The sequence below is a fragment of the Bifidobacterium boum genome (assembly GCF_000741535.1).
Classification (GTDB): domain Bacteria; phylum Actinomycetota; class Actinomycetes; order Actinomycetales; family Bifidobacteriaceae; genus Bifidobacterium; species Bifidobacterium boum.
Window position 1 is genome coordinate 223,691 of sequence record NZ_JGYQ01000015.1, and the last position, 17,424, is coordinate 241,114.

Consider the following 17,424-nt stretch of genomic DNA (forward strand, 5'->3'; position numbering starts at 1 on the left):
ACATGCCTGCACCAGCCCCGCCACGGCTCATGCGTGCGGCCCCTGAACCGGAATGATTCAGGGGCCGCAAATCATAGGCACACGTGTCGTCAGTGTGACATCAGTACAGTTCCACCGAGTTGATGTACAGCTGGTTGCCGGGAAGACTGTCACGGGGGACCCACATGAGGAAGTCTTGGCTCTTGACGGTCTTGGTGAGTTTGACCTCCGTCTTGCCGCTCGCATCGAAGGCGAACTGCGCAACCTGCTCACCTTGCGTCGGATCCGCTGTCGTATTCGCATACAGGTAGCCGGTACCACCGGACGACCTGATGGACACCACGAAACGGTACACGCTTTCGGGTTCGCTCAGATGCATGTAATAGCCATAGCCGTCCTGTCCACCGGGCTTGGTGAGGAACTCCTGCTTATCAATGGTGTACGGGGTGTTGTTCTCAGGAACGGTTGGAGTCGGTACTGCCGAAGCGTCCTTGTCGGCATTGATGACCTTGCTCTTGCCGGAGCTCGACGACGACCCCGATGCATCGCTGGTCGGAGTGCTGCTGCCGAACGGGACTTTGTCCAAGTTCTCGGAAGGCCATGCACTCGACTGTTTCGCCGCACCGATGGTGGTGCCTCCGGAAAGACTATGCCATGCCAATCCTGCCGCGGCGGCAACTACGACAATAACCACGACAATGGCAACGACTTTGGTGCTGAACCTGCCGAACAGCGTCGCATCGGCAACATCATCCTGCTCCACCGGATTGTAAGCATCATGCTCTTCATGCTCCGGTTCGACGGTTGGAGTGAAACTCGGCGGACGGCTGATCGGCGAATTCGCGGCGAGAATCTGCGTCTGCTCGTCTTCCAGTGCGCGACGAGACTCATCGCCCGGTTCCACTGGCATGCCGTTCGCATCGAACACCGGGATACGGCTTGTCGATTCCCCGGTTGACGGTGGTTGCAAACGATGAGCGTTCTTCGCCGCTTTACGAGCGAAATCGAAGCGCATCGTGGCTTGCGTATCCGTATACGGGTCGGTTGGCACGTTGAAATTCGGGAAGATGGCGTTGTCGGGATCCGGTACTGACGGAGCTATGATATTGGCGACTTCAGCGGCGGCGATGTCATGGAAATCGTAGTCGCTGCTGTCGGACGGATCCGGACGCGGAATCGGCGGCTGCCGGTTCGGGTTACGTGGAGCCGCCTGACTGTTCTTCATCCACTCCGCCGACTCCTGTTGCATAGCCTGCTGCATGGCCTGCTGGCGTTCGGCGATATCCTTGGCCTGCTGGTCATCCGTGGTCGGCTTGGACGGAAGCGGCACCGCCGGTATCGCACCGACCTGGGCGGCTTGCGCCTGGGCATAGGCATGCTGTTCGAAGGAGGATGCAAGATCCGGCGGGAAGTCAAGAATATGTTCCGGTACCGGAGCACGTAATGCTGCGGATGCGATGGAACATTCAGCGTCAACGCTCGGCAGGGCGATATCACTGTCATGCAGCTGATTGAGCGGCTCCCAATTGCCCAACAACGCGGTCAATTCGGCCAGTGATTCCATCGGCACGACACCTGGTTCGTTGGATGATCCAAGACCTCGATGGCAGATCAAACGGAATTCGCCGGGAACATCCGGTCCGAGACGGTTGAGATCAATCGGAGCGTCCACAGACGACGGGGTACGGGTGATCAGCGCATACAACACTGCGGCAAGCTGGCGTATAGCAAGACGCTCCGGGCTGAGACCGGCCGGCGCACGTGAAGTGTCGGCAAGCATCGGGCTGATGGTCGCGTCTGCAAGCTGAACGCCATTGACGGTCAGTCGGATGGTGTCAGTGCTCAGCGAATAGTGGGATAGTCCGTCAACCAGAAGCTGACGCATAGCCGACGCGGTTTCGCCGAGAATCGAACGGATAGCCGCCTGGCTCAGTGTTTTGGATGCAGGGCCGCGGAAGTAATCGGTCAACGACAAGCCGTTGTCAACCGCCGTGATGATGATCGACACGCCTGCACGATGCTGAAGCTGGAGCACCTGCGTATACCGGCGATTGCGTGACAATGCCAGTGAGGATGCGATCGCGTCAACCGTGGGGATGGCGTCGGCATCGGTGACGATGAATAGCTGGCAGTCACGGGCGAGGACGCGATCATTCGCCTTCCAAGCTTGTAAGCCGGGTTCGTCGCGTAGCAATGACACCAACGTGTACCGGTTGATAATGGTGTCTCCCAGTTGTGGCTTCATATGTTCCTTCGCTCCATATCGAGAACATCGCGCGATCGCGGTGCGGTAGTAGTCATTCTACTGACGGGAGTGGTCGAAACAGCGGCAGCGGCTACCGTGTGCTCATCCCCATCAGATGCCGGGGCATCCGGGTGTTCCGCAGACGGGACGGGAGGTTCCTTCGATTCGTTCCCGGCTGCCGGAATTTCGGCGGGTGCTGCGCCGTGACGGCTGAATCGACGCTTCAGCGACGACAACAAGCCGAGCAACTCCTCGGTGTGCATGCCCCAGAGCGCACCCACGAACATGACGGTGATGATGACTGCCAGAATCACGCATACCAGCACCGCTTGGATCCAGTTCATGTGAGGGCGACCGCCGTCCAAATCGGCACCAACCAGATGATAGACCGGTGTACGCAGCCACAAGCCAACCACGATCGCCGCCCCGGTGGCGACGCTCGCCTTGATGAATGACAAGGCGATACGCCTCCCATCCAGACGGTTCTCGAACCGCTTGCGCAGCATCCACACCAGCAGCGGGAATGACGTCACATAGGCGACGGTCACCGCAACCCCGCGCATCGTGGTCCAATGCAGTGGGGACATCGTATACGTGACCGCCAGTAGGATGATCATCTGGATGCTGAGTTGGACAGCCATGAAGATGAACGGTGAGCGACCGTCTTCGAAAGCGTAGAAGGTGCGTTGAATGATCAGGTAGGCGCTCGACAGCGGCAGCGACAAGGACAGTGCAATCATCGGGCCCGACATGAGCTGGGCTTCACCGACGCTGATCGAAGGCAGCAAAGCCAAAGAAATCGGCACGGACATCACCACGAATACGGCGGTGAAATAGCTCATCAAAAGAGAAACATTACGCAGGGCGTCACTTAAATCAATACGTGCGGTTTGCATGTCATTATCGGCAACCGCACGGGAAATCTTCGGGAAAACCGCAGTCGCCACAGACACCGCAATCAGGGAATACGGCAGGATATAGATGGTGAACGCGTTCTGATACGTGGCGTTCCCCGCTACCAGCGTCTCATCGATACCGAACAGCTGATGGGCGCGCAGCGGCGCATTCGTCGTGATACGAGTCGAAAGAATCGTCAACAACTGGTCGACACCGACAATGCCGAGACTCCACGCAGCAACCGAACCCATCGAACGCAAGCCGATACCGTGAACGCCCCAACGCCACCGGTAATGCACGCCCAGACGGAACAGCGGGATGAACAACACCAGCGCCTGGACCGCCACGCCAAGCGTCCACGTGCCGGCGGTCAGCATGATCTTGTCCGTCGTCCAGAAATTCAGCGGCTGCTTGTCGGCTTTGCCGAACAACACGATGAACAGCGTGAACCCGGCGCAACTGACAATATTCGCGGCAACCGAACTCCACGCGTACATGCCGAAATGATTCTTCGCCGCCAGAATCTGGCCGAGCACGGTATACAGGCCATAGAAGAAAATCTGGGGCATGCACCACAGCGCGAATGCGTTGGTCAGTGCCAGCATGTCCTTGCCGCCGTTCGCATACAAGTGGGTGAACGCCGGGGTTGTGGCGGTCAACAGCATCATCGCGATAGTGATTCCGGCAAGCAACGCGATCGCGAAAGTAATGAGCTTATTGAGCCGGTCCTCAGCGTCATCCTCCTTTAACGTGCGCACAATCTGCGGAACCAGCACCGCGTTGAAAATACCGCCGGAAATAAGGCTGAAAATCACTTGGGGAATCATCGAACCGGCCTGATAGGCGTTTGCCGCCATACCGGTCGTGCCAACTGCCGCGGCGAGGAGAATGGTACGGATCTGGCCGGTTAGTCGCGAAGCGGCCGTACCGATGGCCATGACGAGGGAATTATGCCCTACTGAAGAACTCATTCGTCAGGATCTTTCTTCCGGTTGAATTGACGCCACAAACCAAGAACACCCAGCAATACCGCCACAATGATGAAAGCGATACCTGTCTTATCGCTGATTTGCAGAGAACTGGTAATCGTCGTGGTCTGCGGTGAGGAGAAGTCCTTGCCGGCCTGATCCTGCAAGGACAAGTGGACATTGGTGGTTCCCGAAGTCGCCACACGGATTGTGAACGTCACTTGCTCCTCACCCCGCGCCGGGACGGTGACGTCAGCGTAACGGTTGGTGACGATTTCCATCGAATCAGTCAGTGACGAAACCCGGACACGAACCGGATACGGTCCGGCGTTGCTGACCGTGACCGGCAGTTTCGCCGTCTCACTGACCACCGTCACCGTATCGGTCGGGGTGATGGTGATATTGCCGAACAATTTCGACGACAGGCCAGCGGCATCATCAGCCATCCGCTGGGACAATGACGTGTCGCCGGACAGTGCGAACAGCGCCATCCGGGATTGCAACGAAGACAGGCACGAAATCCATATGGAAGGACCCGTAGTCTTGGTTTGTGCGATTTTGTTCGCATCATGGCGGGCGAGGGACTGCTCGTCGCCGCTGCTCGACGTCTCCGACGCGGTACTGCCAGGCGTTGAAGATAAGGAAGCGGACACGTCAGATGACAAGACAGTCTTCTTGAACCGTTTGAGACTCTCAACATCCCGGGAGAACGCCGAAAGCGCCGCTTCAAGACGTTTGCGGCACGAGGCGCCAAGGCCGGACGACTGCGGGACATACTCGGCGGCGGACTGTCCGCTACGGTAAGCGTCCGCATCCATCAATGTGTTCAAATCAGTCAGATTCAGCCAGCTTGACTGTTCAAGAGCGCTCATCAGTGAGTCAGCGAACGCCGTAGACGTTCCCGCATCAAGACAAACCAGCAGATTACGCGACGTATACGGCTGCTCCATCTGATAGAACGCGCTTTGCGCGATGAAGCGCGACAGCCTGCCCGCATCACTGGTCTCACTGTCAGCCTCGCTACTGGTCGCCTTGCCGCGAGCCAGGCCGGTCAACTCCTGTTGGGCGACCAGCACGGTGATATCGCCGGAATCAGTGGACACGTCGTATTTGCCGGTATGCACCGTGCCCGAGGCGCCGCTTCCGTAGCCGGACGTGGCAATAACCGTCGAATATCCGGCCTGCCGTGCGATATTCAACGCGCGCTGGGTCCAACGGGCATGGCCTTGCAACGCGATCGCCTGCCGTGTCGACGTCGTGCTGCCGACCGCGGAACGGTATGCGGACACGCTTGCCGACGCATCCCAATCCGAAGTATTCACCCCGGCTTTCGTATACTTGTCAGGCGAATCAAGCGCTGCATACGCGGTGATGTCGAACATGCTCGGCTGCATGATCGCCGTAGTCTGGGCGGGCATGGCCATCGCCTGAAGATACGACGGGTCGGCAAGAACTTGGAGTTTGGCGTGCTTGGCCAACAGCTGCGATTGCGCACGTTCCGTCTTGGCGATATCACCGGCAGGGGAGATCGCGTCAACAACCGACCTGCTGTTGAGCCACGAGCTTTCCGCATTCAGCATGTTGGTGACACTGGCGGTGTTGGTCTGCCACGTCTTTGACGCGAGCGGCTGCACGATCGTGATACCCATCGCAGGGGTGTCGGCGGTCTTCAAACCATCTGATGAGCGCGTCAGGAACGTATGCAGTGACGTTCCGCCCAGATGTGTCCCATCGGCCTGCGCTCCCGGAGTATAGGTGATCCTTACCGGCTTGGGCCCCCAGTTGGTTATTGCCGCCAGCTGTGGGGAAGAAGCATCGATATCGACATTGACTGTTGCGGTGCCATGGGCGGCGATAGCGCCGACATCGGTTTGGGCGAGCTGATCGTGCATCGGGATCCTGGATTGCCCTTGCGCCCAATCCTGTATATCCGTACGGGACACGAACGTGTAAAACACATTCGTGGATACGGTCAACGTGCCCGCCTCGTTCGTTGTGGTGCCGACATTGTGCAGGGTCAAACGGAGATGATAGCCGGAGGATGACGTGACAACGGGCGTGATGCTGTCGATGGTCATCGTAGTGCCGTACGACGCTTCGGAGGAAGCCGATGTTGCGCTCGCCGACGCCGTGTTGCGGGCATGTTTGGCGGACGGCACCGTGCTTGCCTCAGCCATGGTGCAGCCGAACAGCGATGGCAGTATGATTGCAAGCACGATGGCGACCAGCAGGCATATGACATGCCGTGCCCGCGCCCTCATATTGTCGTGATGTACGGGGTAGTTCAACGTTATGCCTGCCTGTTCAGTTTCCTCGCGTAAAGCCATGCGATCTTGCGTTCATTAGGATAGCTGAGCACATTGTCCAAATCCTCGAACTTCACCCAGATGGCGTCTTCGGCCTCGTGATCGGGATCGCCTTCAACCGTGAGTTCGCCGCTGATACGGCGGAGCGCATAATGATGGACAAGCTTGTGTACGCGCTGGCTGGTGCCGGTGAACCAGTAGTCGATGGTCGCAATGGAATCGACCACCTCGCCGAGGATCCCCGTCTCCTCATGCACTTCACGGACCGCGGTCTCCTGCGGTGTTTCACCCTTCTCAATATGCCCTTTGGGCAGGCACCATTCCAGATGGCCGCTGCGTGAATGCCGGGCGATAATCGCGACACGCCCCTGATTGTCAAAGACCAGGCCGCCGGCGGAATATTCCCTGACAACTGGAAGCTCCTGGGTGTCCAGTGAGGCGAACGTCGCGGGCATATCCCCGGTACGACGTTGTGGCATCAGTGCGGGAGTAGGGGTGCCGGGCTCCTGATCTTGATAACGTACCGGCCGTTCCGACTGCGATGTGTACATCAGCGTGTCGGCGATCGGCCCGTTTTGGGTATGCTTATCCGCAGCGTTGGCGAGCATGCGCGCAAGGTCTGCGGGAGTAATCATGTCTTCCACCTTACTCAAACCAATGTGCAGGTGGAGTGACGGTATGCTTGAAGGCGTAGAAAAAGTGACGAATCGAAAGGGCGCGCGTTGAATTTCGAAGTCTGGCCAGAGGCGATAGAGCTGGGCCGTATGTTCGCGGACGAAGGGTATGAGCTGGCTCTGGTGGGAGGTCCGGTTCGTGACTTGCTTCTGCATCGCAAATCCCACGACCTGGACCTCTGCTCGTCTGCACGCCCCGAACAGTTCGAGCATATCTTGCGGGCGTGGGGGCATGACGGTTTTTGGGATATGGGACGCAAGTTTGGCACGCTCGGTGCGATGCGACGCCGACCGGACGGCACTGCGGTCCAAGTCGAAGTGACTACGTACCGTCGCGACACGTATGATCCGGATTCGCGCAAGCCGGAAGTCGATTACGGTGACTCACTCGAAGGTGACTTGTCCCGTCGTGATTTCACGGTGAACGCGATGGCATTGCGCGTGCCCGACTTGGAATTCGTCGACCCGTTCGGCGGCGCCAGCGATCTGGCCAAAGGCGTGTTGCGCACGCCGGTCGACCCCCGTCAATCCTTCGACGACGACCCGCTGCGCATGATGCGTGCCATCCGTTTCGTCGCCCAGCTGGGATTCAACATCGAACCGGAAACCGCACAGGCGATCACAGAAATGACCGACCGCATTCGTATCGTTTCCGCGGAACGGGTGCGTGACGAACTGGTCAAAACATTGCTGTCGTCCCGTCCCCGCGCCGGTATCGAAGCGCTGGTGGATTCCGGTCTCGCCGATATCGTGCTGCCGGAAATCCCCGCGCTGAAACTGGAAATCGACGAGCACCACCGGCATAAGGATGTGTTCGAACACACGATGATCGTGCTCGACCGTGCCGTAGCGCTGGAAACCGGCCCCGACGGCCCGGTTCCGGCCCCCGACCTCGAGTTGCGTTTGGCTGCGTTGATGCATGATATCGGCAAGCCGGCCACCAGAAAGTTCGAAGATCACGGCAAGGTCAGCTTCCATCATCATGATGCCGTCGGCGCGAAATTGACGCGCAAACGGTTGCGTGCCCTGCATTTCGACCATCATATCGTCCAGGATGTGAGCGAACTGGTGAACATCCATCTGCGGTTCCACGGGTATGTCGACGAACCGTGGACTGATTCCGCTGTCCGCCGCTACGTGCGTGACGCCGGACCGCTCTACGAGCGTCTCAACCGGTTGACCCGCGCCGACGCGACCACACAGAACAAGCGTAAAGCCCAGATGTTCTCGGATGCGATGGACGAAATGGAGCAACGGGTCCGAGACCTGAAGCAGCGTGAGGATATCGAAGCAATCCGTCCTGAACTTGACGGCAACGAAATCATGCAATTGCTCGGACTGGAACCCGGACCGCAAGTGGGTGCCGCCTACCGGCATATGCTGGAATACCGGTTGGATAATGGTCAGGTCGGGCATGATGCCGCAGTTGAAGAACTCAAACGTTGGGCGGCATCAGCAGGCAAGTAAGCCGGCGTCAAGCCCGCATATCAACCGCATGCCGCCCACGTCGTCACGCCGCTCACGTGAACGGGGTGACGACGGTAACGCAATGCCCGGTGCGCGGACGCATCCGCACACCGGGCATTGCGTGGGCCTAATCGGGCTGTGCCCGAAATCAGTTCACCGGATCATGGGTGAGGGCCTTCGGCAGACTCGTCATCTTGCTGCCATCAACACAGCCGTCGATATTCGCGATTTTTGCGCCTTTGCCCAGAACCCGCGACTTGGTTTTCAAATTGTCGAACGTGGCGCCAAGCACCACATCAATAAGTTTGTCCTGACGGTCATCCATCCTCATGACCGCGTCGGTGAAGTTGTCATTCAACGTGTACGCTTCGTTGATGGCGTTCTTGCCGTAATAGATCACCGTGCGCTTGACATCGGTTTTCTGATAGTTCGCCACATTCTCCACCGTGAACCCGCGGTTCGTGAGCGCCTCGCCGACAGCGCGGGCGAAACCGGAATGCTGCGTGCCGTTGAGTACCCGCACATGAACAGCCGACGTGTCCACGTATTTGGCCGTGCCAGACGAATCAGGTACCGCACATGCGACCGTCACGCCATGATTCGGCTGGTTTTCAGCGTTTTGCGGCTCCCCAAGACCAAAGATATGGAAATAGAACAGCAGCGATATGACCAGCGCGACCACCATGCACGCGATGGTGATGGAAAACACTGCGGTTTGTCGGCGGCGCACATAAGCCTTACGTGCCGCACGCTCATCATAGATTCCGGTCATAGCATCCTCTTCGTCTTGGTATCCTTCTTACTCTACCGGCAATCGCTGACGCTGGGCAGGACCTGTATTCGAGGCTGTGCCGGGGCGTTCGCTTCGATGAACCGATCAACAGCCCGACCGTCACGCCACGCCCGCCTGACCCCATCCATCGCCTGATCTGACGGCACAAACGCCACAACCGACGGTCCGGAACCGGAAACAAACGCATGCGACGCGCCCGCGGCGAGAGCCACATCAATCGCGATACCGCTGCGTGGATGCAACCGGATGGCCGCATACTGCAAATCGTTTTCAGATCGCGGGCGGCATGAATCATCCTTGCCGTTGCCGATACGGTCGAATTCGGCATAGACTTTAGGCGTGCTCAACGGGGTGTCATAGGCGCCAATCAGCACCCTACCGGCGAATCCTTGCCGTTGCAGGTTGATTCCGGCGGCACTGTCAGCGGCAATCCGGTCGATGCGCTCGCCGAAACCGGTGCCGTGTGCGTACCCGCCCACCAGGCAGAATGGCATGTCAGCGCCCAGTCCGGCGGCAATAGGCATCAGCTGTTCCATCGGCCAATGCAGTCCCCATAGGGTGTTGAGTGCGAGCAGTGTGGCGGCGGCGTCGGCGGACCCCCCGCCGAGTCCGGCGGCGACAGGAATGCGTTTGGTGATGTGTACGGCGGCGTCGGCGGGATGTCCGCTTGCCTGGGCGAGAGCGTCGAGGGCCCGGATGGCGTGATTGGCGTGGATATCACTGTCGGGGGTCAGGTCGCCGAGATGTTCGCCGATGATTCGCAATGTCGCGCCGCTGCCGGCTGGGGCCTCGGATACGGTGACCGTGTCAGCCACGCTGAGGGCGCAGTAGATGGTGTCCAGTGCGTGCCGGCCCGCCCATGCGGCTTGTTTCGCCCCGACATGCAGGGTGAGATTGGTTTTGGCGGGGCAATCCACGCTGACCGTTGCGCTCATGCCGATGCCTCCCGTCCGTCAGCGTTGATACGGTCGCATGCGGCGGCGAGCCGGGTGAATTCGTCGATGGTCAGGGTCTCCCCGCGGCGTGTCGGATCAATATTCGCGGCTTCGAACGCCGCCTGGGGCACCAGGTGTTTCAACGCGGCATGCAGGGTTTTACGGCGCTGCCCGAACGCGGCGTCGATGAGTGTGAACACCCGGTCGCGTGCGGGTGGTTCGCCTTGCGTCAGCGTGAGTTGCCCGTCGGGATACCGGGTGAAGGTGACGAGTGCGGAATCCACGTTGGGGGCTGGCCAGAACACGTTGCGGCCAATCAAAGCGGAACGTTCCGCATGGCCATACCAGGCGAGTTTGACGCTCGGCGTGCCGTAGATTTTGCTGCCGGGCTTCGCCGCGAGCCGGTCGGCGACTTCTTTCTGGACCATCACGGTGAAATGGTCCAGCTGTCCGAAACGTTCCAGCAAGGTCAGGATGATCGGGGTCGCCACGTTGTACGGCAGGTTCGCCACGAGGGTGATATGGTTCGCGTCACGTAGTTCGGGGACGTCATCAGGCGTTACGGTCAGCGCATCATGGTTGATGACATGCAGGCGGTTCGAAGCGTCCGGCATGAAGGTGGCGACCGTGCCGGGTAGGCGTTGGGCGAGTGCCGGGTCGATTTCGATGGCGGTGACACGCGTGCCGGCTTCTAGCAGGGCGAGCGTGAGTGAGCCCAAGCCCGGCCCGACTTCAAGCACGGTATCGTCTTGCGATACGCCTGATTCGTGGACGATTTTGCGCACGGTACCCGGGTCGATGACGAAATTCTGCCCGAATTTCTTGGTTGGCTTGATGCCGGCGTCCGCTGCGATGCGGCGGATGTCTGCCGCCCCGAGCAGATGCCCGGATTGGTGCTGGCGCATCGATGTGGATTCCACTGTTGTGCTTTGCTCGTGGGACGGTTGTGGGATGGTTGTGGTGGTCATGTGCGCTTCTTGCTGTGTGTGCTGCTGCTGTATTGTCTGTTGGGGTTGCCGGTTCGATTGTCGTGCGTGCCGCGTCGGCGGGGATTATCCGCGGTTTGGTGCGGGCGGCGTGCAATCGGGCGAATCAGTACCAGTTGTGGTCCTGCCAGTGTTTCCACGCTACGGATGGCGACCCGTAGGTGGTGGCGATGTAATACAGGCCCCAATCGATTTGCACGGCGCCGTCATCCTTCCAGTTGGCGCCGAATCGCGCCATTTTGCTGCCTGGTAGGGATTGGGGGATGCCGTAGGCACCGGACTTGGGATTGCCGGCCCACCAGCGCCAACCGGATTCCTTGATCCACAGGTTGACCAGACAGTTCCACTCGTTGCCGATCCAGCCGCGTTGGGCGGCAGCGCCGGCCGCATAGGTTTGGGCTTGTTGGACGGTCGGATGCCACAGGCGTGCACCGGCCGATGAGGAGCTGTTGTTGGAGTTGTTCGTATTGCCGGAATTCCCTGAATTCGAAGTGTTGCCGGTATTGGTTGACGGTTTGGACGTGCTCGGCTTCGGCGCGGGGGTTGTGGTCGGTGCTGGTGTGCTCTTCGATGGTGATGGTGATGGTTTGGCGGATGCGGACGGACTGCTCGAGGCTGATCCGGACGGCGACGGAGAGGATGAAGCTGACGGTGAAGAGGATGATCCGGACGAGCTGGAGCCCTTGTCCGATCCGGATGATGTCGATCCGCTGCCGGAATCGGACGATCCGCCTGCGGATTCGCTTGAATCGGCACCGGAATCAGTGTTGGTGTCGGCATCGTCTTGTGCCGGCTGTGCTGGCCCGACGGCGATGATCTGCGTCACCGGGATAGCTGTTGTTTGCGAGGAGATGAGTGTTTCGCTTTCTTTGACACCATCGACATATGTCACGTTGTAGGTGTCGGTTTTGCTGCCGTTCTGTCCTGCCTGTTGGATGACGGTTTGTCCCGGTTGCAAGCTGGTGTCGACGATGGTCTGTGTGTCGAAGGGGATGTTTTCCGTACGGGTTTCAGTTTCATGCTTGACGCGTTGGACGCGCAGGATTGTGGTGCCGTTATCTTTTTCGACGCTGACGCGGTCTTCTTTGCCGAGCGTGATGCCTTTGGAATCGAGGATTGAGGCGGCGGTCAGTTTGCCGTTGGGGGCAATGGAGGTTTTCCCGTCCGCGATGACGGTCACGGGGCCGTTTTCGTTGATGACCAAGCCGCCGGTGAGCTGGTTGTACACGTTTTTGATATCGACGGTGACTTTGGATGCCGCGACCTCGTTGGCTTCGAAGAATCCCAGCAGCTGGTCCATGCTGGTGGCGACCGTCCAGAACGGCACTTCGGTGCCGTCGATGTTGATTGTGGTCTCGTACGCCGAGCGGACGGTGACTACATCGTGGTCTTTGAGCTCGCCTTTGACGGTGGATTCGACGATGTCGTGTGACTTGACTGTCACGTGTTGTTCTTGCAGCAGCCGCTGGACCGTGGATGCATAGGTGGTCACGGTTGAGGTCTGCCCGTTGATGGACAGGGCGACAGTTTTGCGCGCTCCAACCGCGAATGTGCCCACTGAGGCGAGTATGACGGCGATTGAACAGCACGCCACTCTGATACGACGTAACATCACTGTGCGCTGTGGTGTCCAACGACGCGCCATGCCATCACCTTCCGAATACGTTGAATGGGTTGCCTGTGTGGCAGAGCCTCTGGCTTGCATTGTAGCGGTTTGGGCGGGCGTGATGCTCAATCTGGCGGGAGCTCGCAACATTCTCCCACATTCTTTGGGGGCATTCTTTGCTGGAGGTGATGGCGGCCTATCCTGCCTCGTAAGAAAAACGTCGCGATATAACGCGAGTCGCCCGGGGTTCTGCACCGCCGGACGACTCGCGCCAAGAGAAAGGGGAGCCGAAGAGAAGGGGATGTTCCGGCTCCCCTTAAGGTGAAGCTGGTTGGGGGGACGCTCCACCTTTTCCCAAGGGCCGTAGTTGGGGGGAAGGCCCTTGGTTTTACTTACTCGTGGTAAGACTCAATGTGATGCCATTATGCTGGCATGCTAATACTGTATCACGTTTAGAGCCTCCTGTCGGGATCGAACCGACGACCTGCCGCTTACAAGGCGGCCGCTCTGGCCATCTGAGCTAAGGAGGCGCTGTCGTGTTCCCGCTGATTCGGCGTGTCGCCGAGCGCGGAACATACGAAAAGTAGCTTACCAGTGGTCGGGGATATTCGGTGAGATGATGTGGCGGATGTCTCGCTGTCTGAGCGGTCTATGAAACGTATGGGGGTGGTTCTGCCGATACCGCATATGTTCACTATAGGCGAAATGTTATCGGATTGATTGACCATAACCGGATCGCCACGTCTTTCGACCGCGTTCAGTCACACGGATGCCACGTACACAAAAGGGCCCGCCGGCAACCATGCCAGCAGGCCCCATCACAACCGTATGCCGTGCGATCACTCGCCGGTATCGATCGACTTCGGTTTATCCTTCGAACTGACCGACGGCATGACACCGCTTTTGCCGACATTGCTCTCAGAAAGACCGATCGCGTTGAGTATCGCGTCCTTGACAGACATATTCAGCGACGCGACCTTATTCATATCGATGATCTTGCCGTTGATGGTCACGGTCGGCGTGGACATCTGACCTTTCAGCGAGCCGGACACATTCTTCAACTCGTTGCGTTGTGTGGTGTAGCTGTCCACAGCCTTGAGCCACTTGGTATACGTGCCCGCGTACGCCTTCGACGCGACCGATTCGGGCACGCCCGCCTTGATGGCCTGCTCTTTGAGCTTGTCATTGCTGACGGGGACGTAATCACTGCCCTCGCTCGGCTGGAAGTCCTCCGCGTACAGGTTCGTCATGTACTGCAGCAGATGCTCCGGATTGCTGTCATGCTGGGCGATATACACAGCAGAGCTTGACGCGCGCGAAGAATAATCATCACTGGAATTCGCGTCCAACGAAGTCATCATATGGTATTCGAGATTCACCTGGCCGGCCTCATACATGGATTTCAGTGTCTCATCGATCTGACGATGCATCTGGCCGCAGCCGGGGCACATCGGATCCATGTAAACCGCAACCGTCGGAGCGTCGCTGATGGTCTTGTTATAGCCGTCTTTCGAGAAGGTGAAGCCGCCGTCACTATTGGCGACAGAAGGCTTCGGCTTGACCGCGCTCATCGCTTTCTTCGCTTTGGCCAGGCTGGCGGAAGACGTCGTTGCGGTGGGGGCGCTGGAAGGATGCGTGTTGCGGTACACGGTAATGCCGATCACCGCAATCAAGGCGATGACCACGACTACGACGATGGCGCCGATCAGTGTCTGCTGTTTACGCTCTTTTTCGGCCTGCTCGGCTTCAGCGCGCAGGCGGGCCTCTTCCTGTGCCCGGCGCTCTGAGCGTGTGCGGCGCTTCACGCTTCTTTTATCGTTCTGAGGCATGGGTGTCCTTTCTGCAATGCCTGATTGCGCGGCCGCATCCGCGACCAGCCACTGCCGGATAGTCTAATCGACGACAATGAGAACTCGAGAGGCATATCTCGCAGCGATAACACCGGTGGGCGATCAGGCTACGCAGTCAGCGGCGACCAGTCGATTGAGCCGGTCATAACCATCACGGTTGCGGCGCAGGCAAGCATCAGCAGCCAGACGACCAGCAGCGCGGTCCTACGCGTATGCGTACGGGAAGCATCCTGCGAGCCGGCTTGGCCATCGGCGGCCGAATCCGGAGTATCGGTGGGAATATTCGCATCCGCAGGCAGACCGCGCAGCGACCCGGCACCAATCCGGATCATCGCGGCGCCGGGCGTGAACACGCTCGCCAGCCAGCCGATAGCCGTAAACCCGGCCAACGTCAAGCCGCTCGCCGACAGCGGGCTGCCGGCCAACAGCACGAACGGCACAACCCAACCTTGCCAATGCCACGGGGCCGCGAACGTCGGCAACTGAAGGGCGAGTGCCGCCACAACCGTGCCAAGCGCCACAATCGCGGCAATCAACGCCATCCGAGGAATGGCGAAAACCAGCCCCTTGAGCAGATGCCAAGGCATCGTGACCGCACGCAACGCACCATCGCCACGCTTGCGGTTCCCGCCGCGTTTGCTTTCACGCTCCAATTGGGCGTCGGCGTTCAGTCCGACCGCCGTAAGCAGCCACGCGGCTACACCCGTCGCGATCACGCCGATCACCGGCATGGCGGCCGACAGGACGGCGATCGGAACGGCAAGGAGAAACAGGGGAAGCGTACCCCGTTTGAGATAGCGGCTGCGCTTCAAGTCAGCCGCATCGGATGGGCCGGAATCCGCGGCGGCCGCGGATGCGTCAGGTTCACGCTCGGTAGGCGGGATTGTAGGCGGCATGACAGTGGTCTCGTCCGGTCGTACCGGATTGGCCATCACTCGTGTCTGGCCGGATTGCGGCAAAACCGCCGTACCGTCGGACAGTGTGGTGGTCGGGCTCACAGGCTTGTCGGGAGTTGCCGATGGTGGACGCTTCGAGGCCGTGACCGTCGGGGCGTTGCCGATCACCGTGGTCGCGCCGTCGGTCCCGACACTGTCGGTGTCAGGTGTGTCGCCGCTGCCCTGCGGTTCCCGCGACAACTCCCGCGAAGTTGTCGTCCACAGTGTTCGTGGATTGTCTGGGGTGTCGGGAACGACTTCGCCAGCGTTGCGCTCAAAAGGGAGCATCGTCGACCCATATTCGCCGCCACGCTCGGTACGGTCATGGTGCGTGGACTCATCCGATGACGCGGCAACATGCTGTCCATCGACCATCTGCTGCTGCGCATCGTCCCAAGCCGCAGGATTCAACGCGTCGATGGATATCGCCTGCACCAGCTGATCCGGCGTGCACCGATGGCCGGGGTCAGGAGACAACGCTGAACGGAACGCCGCCGACGTGCGTGCCGGCAGTCCGGCCAGATTCACATTGCCTCGCGCCTCACGCTCCAACACCGCCATCATCGGCTTCGTGCCGAATACCGGCTGGCCGGTCGCCGCAAACGCCAACACTGACGCTGTCGACCACCAGTCCGTTGCTTCGCTTGACTCAGCGCCATCAATGATTTCAGGGGCGATGAATCCGGGCGTGCCCATCACCAGCCCGGTACGGGTGACGTGGCTTTCCCCCTCACCCATCGCGATACCGAAATCCACCAGAATCGGTCCGCTCGCCGAAACCATCACATTCGTCGGTTTGATATCACGATGCACGATCCCCGCCGCATGCACCGCCTTCACCGCATCAATCAGTTTGCGTGACAAACGCTCCAAATCATCGCCGATATACCGGCCGTTCACGGCGACATCCTCACGCAGATTCCTGCCCTCAATCAACTCGGTGACAATGAATGCGACCGCATCGTCCAACTCCATATCAACAATGGAGCACACGCCGGGATGCTTGATGCGGCGTAACGCCATCGCCTCACGGCGCAGGCGCTCGCGGGCCGTCGCATGGTCGCGCGCCTCCTCCGTGGTCGTATTGCCTTCGTCGACCAGGGAATCGCGCAGGATTTTCATCGCGTATTGTTGCCCGCCATCATCTTTGACGCGCCAAACCGACCCCATCGCTCCGCTGCCGAGGCGGGAAATCAGCGTGTAACCGCCGATTTCCTCGCCCGCTTCAAGATTCAACGCGTTCAAATCGCTCATATCATCAATCCTAGTGGCGGCAGGGGAGGCGCGCGCGGGAGGCGACATGCAGTTATCTGGCAGTATCCGGAACAGGAAAGCCGGGATGCCGCCGAATTTCTGACGTCCTGCGCGTCGGGGCAGGCCGCAACCGAGAGTCGTCGGTCTTGTCCGCGGTTGTTGTGCGGACTGTGCTTCAGGAACTCGGATCCGTGTTTTCATCTTCGATTTCCCGTAGCGGGAGCGGCGCAACATATGGAAGATATCCGCATAGACGCTTCAGATTGTGGTGGATGCGCCGACTTCAGCAGGTCGCCGCGGCACGTCGCGCGCAGGAACCCGGAACTACGCGTCGTTCTTCCGGTCGCCGATCGTCGCGTACCTATTCTTCATATCCGCACGGTGTACGGGTACTACCATCGGCCGGCGGAGGCATCCGGCGGCCGATGTAGAACGTTGCACGACACGCCGTTGAGATTGTCATTTCCTCGTGTATAGTAGGGGATGGCTCAAAGAAGAGAACCTTCAATGGACCGGAACAAGTAAACGC

At 59.4% G+C, this 17,424-nt stretch carries 11 protein-coding genes and 1 tRNA gene; 1 reads left to right on the forward strand and 11 read right to left on the reverse strand.

Annotated features, from left to right (window positions below; all coding sequences use genetic code 11):
• Positions 1-100 precede the first annotated feature (100 nt).
• The 4 genes from BBOU_RS05725 to BBOU_RS05740 are packed head-to-tail and all read right to left on the reverse strand — an operon-like array spanning position 101 to position 7,030.
• Positions 101-2,224, reverse strand: coding sequence for a protein kinase family protein (locus BBOU_RS05725; RefSeq protein ID WP_026503454.1), 2,124 nt, complete (start codon positions 2,222-2,224; stop codon positions 101-103).
• On the reverse strand, positions 2,221-4,092 hold the full coding sequence (gene murJ / locus BBOU_RS05730) for a murein biosynthesis integral membrane protein MurJ (protein ID WP_081815572.1): 1,872 nt from the start codon (positions 4,090-4,092) through the stop codon (positions 2,221-2,223). Before murJ ends, BBOU_RS05725 begins: the two co-directional genes overlap by 4 nt.
• Positions 4,089-6,416, reverse strand: coding sequence for a DUF6049 family protein (locus BBOU_RS05735; protein ID WP_152595603.1), 2,328 nt, complete (start codon positions 6,414-6,416; stop codon positions 4,089-4,091). Before BBOU_RS05735 ends, murJ begins: the two co-directional genes overlap by 4 nt.
• Positions 6,380-7,030, reverse strand: coding sequence for an NUDIX hydrolase (locus BBOU_RS05740; RefSeq protein WP_026503452.1), 651 nt, complete (start codon positions 7,028-7,030; stop codon positions 6,380-6,382). The genes BBOU_RS05735 and BBOU_RS05740 overlap by 37 nt, the downstream gene beginning before the upstream one ends.
• An 87-nt stretch (positions 7,031-7,117) precedes the next feature.
• On the opposite strand from BBOU_RS05740, the gene BBOU_RS05745 reads away from it, so the two are divergent.
• The gene (locus tag BBOU_RS05745) at positions 7,118-8,536 is read left to right on the forward strand and encodes a CCA tRNA nucleotidyltransferase (protein WP_026503451.1); all 1,419 of its coding nucleotides are present in this window, start codon (positions 7,118-7,120) and stop codon (positions 8,534-8,536) included.
• Between the two features lie 148 nt (positions 8,537-8,684).
• On the opposite strand, the gene BBOU_RS05750 is transcribed toward BBOU_RS05745, so the two are convergent.
• From BBOU_RS05750 to BBOU_RS05780, 7 genes are all read right to left on the reverse strand, one after another.
• Positions 8,685-9,308 carry a LytR C-terminal domain-containing protein gene (locus tag BBOU_RS05750; RefSeq protein WP_026503450.1) on the reverse strand — a complete coding sequence of 208 codons (624 nt, stop codon included), beginning with the start codon at positions 9,306-9,308 and terminating at the stop codon, positions 8,685-8,687.
• Positions 9,309-9,340: 32 nt separating this feature from the next.
• A complete protein-coding gene (locus tag BBOU_RS05755; protein WP_033490209.1) occupies positions 9,341-10,264 on the reverse strand; it encodes a 4-(cytidine 5'-diphospho)-2-C-methyl-D-erythritol kinase in 924 nt (307 codons plus the stop codon).
• Complete coding sequence (gene rsmA / locus BBOU_RS05760; RefSeq protein ID WP_051616895.1) at positions 10,261-11,169, reverse strand: 16S rRNA (adenine(1518)-N(6)/adenine(1519)-N(6))-dimethyltransferase RsmA; 909 nt, start codon at positions 11,167-11,169, stop codon at positions 10,261-10,263. Before rsmA ends, BBOU_RS05755 begins: the two co-directional genes overlap by 4 nt.
• A gap of 187 nt (positions 11,170-11,356) precedes the next feature.
• On the reverse strand, positions 11,357-12,895 hold the full coding sequence (locus tag BBOU_RS05765) for a resuscitation-promoting factor (RefSeq protein ID WP_026503447.1): 1,539 nt from the start codon (positions 12,893-12,895) through the stop codon (positions 11,357-11,359).
• 417 nt (positions 12,896-13,312) lie between these two features.
• Positions 13,313-13,386: transfer RNA gene (locus BBOU_RS05770), tRNA-Thr, on the reverse strand.
• 309 nt (positions 13,387-13,695) lie between these two features.
• Positions 13,696-14,685, reverse strand: coding sequence for a DsbA family protein (locus tag BBOU_RS05775; RefSeq protein ID WP_033490205.1), 990 nt, complete (start codon positions 14,683-14,685; stop codon positions 13,696-13,698).
• A 128-nt stretch (positions 14,686-14,813) separates the two neighbouring features.
• A complete protein-coding gene (locus BBOU_RS05780) occupies positions 14,814-16,895 on the reverse strand; it encodes a serine/threonine-protein kinase (protein WP_051616889.1) in 2,082 nt (693 codons plus the stop codon).
• Between the last annotated feature and the right edge of the window lie 529 nt (positions 16,896-17,424).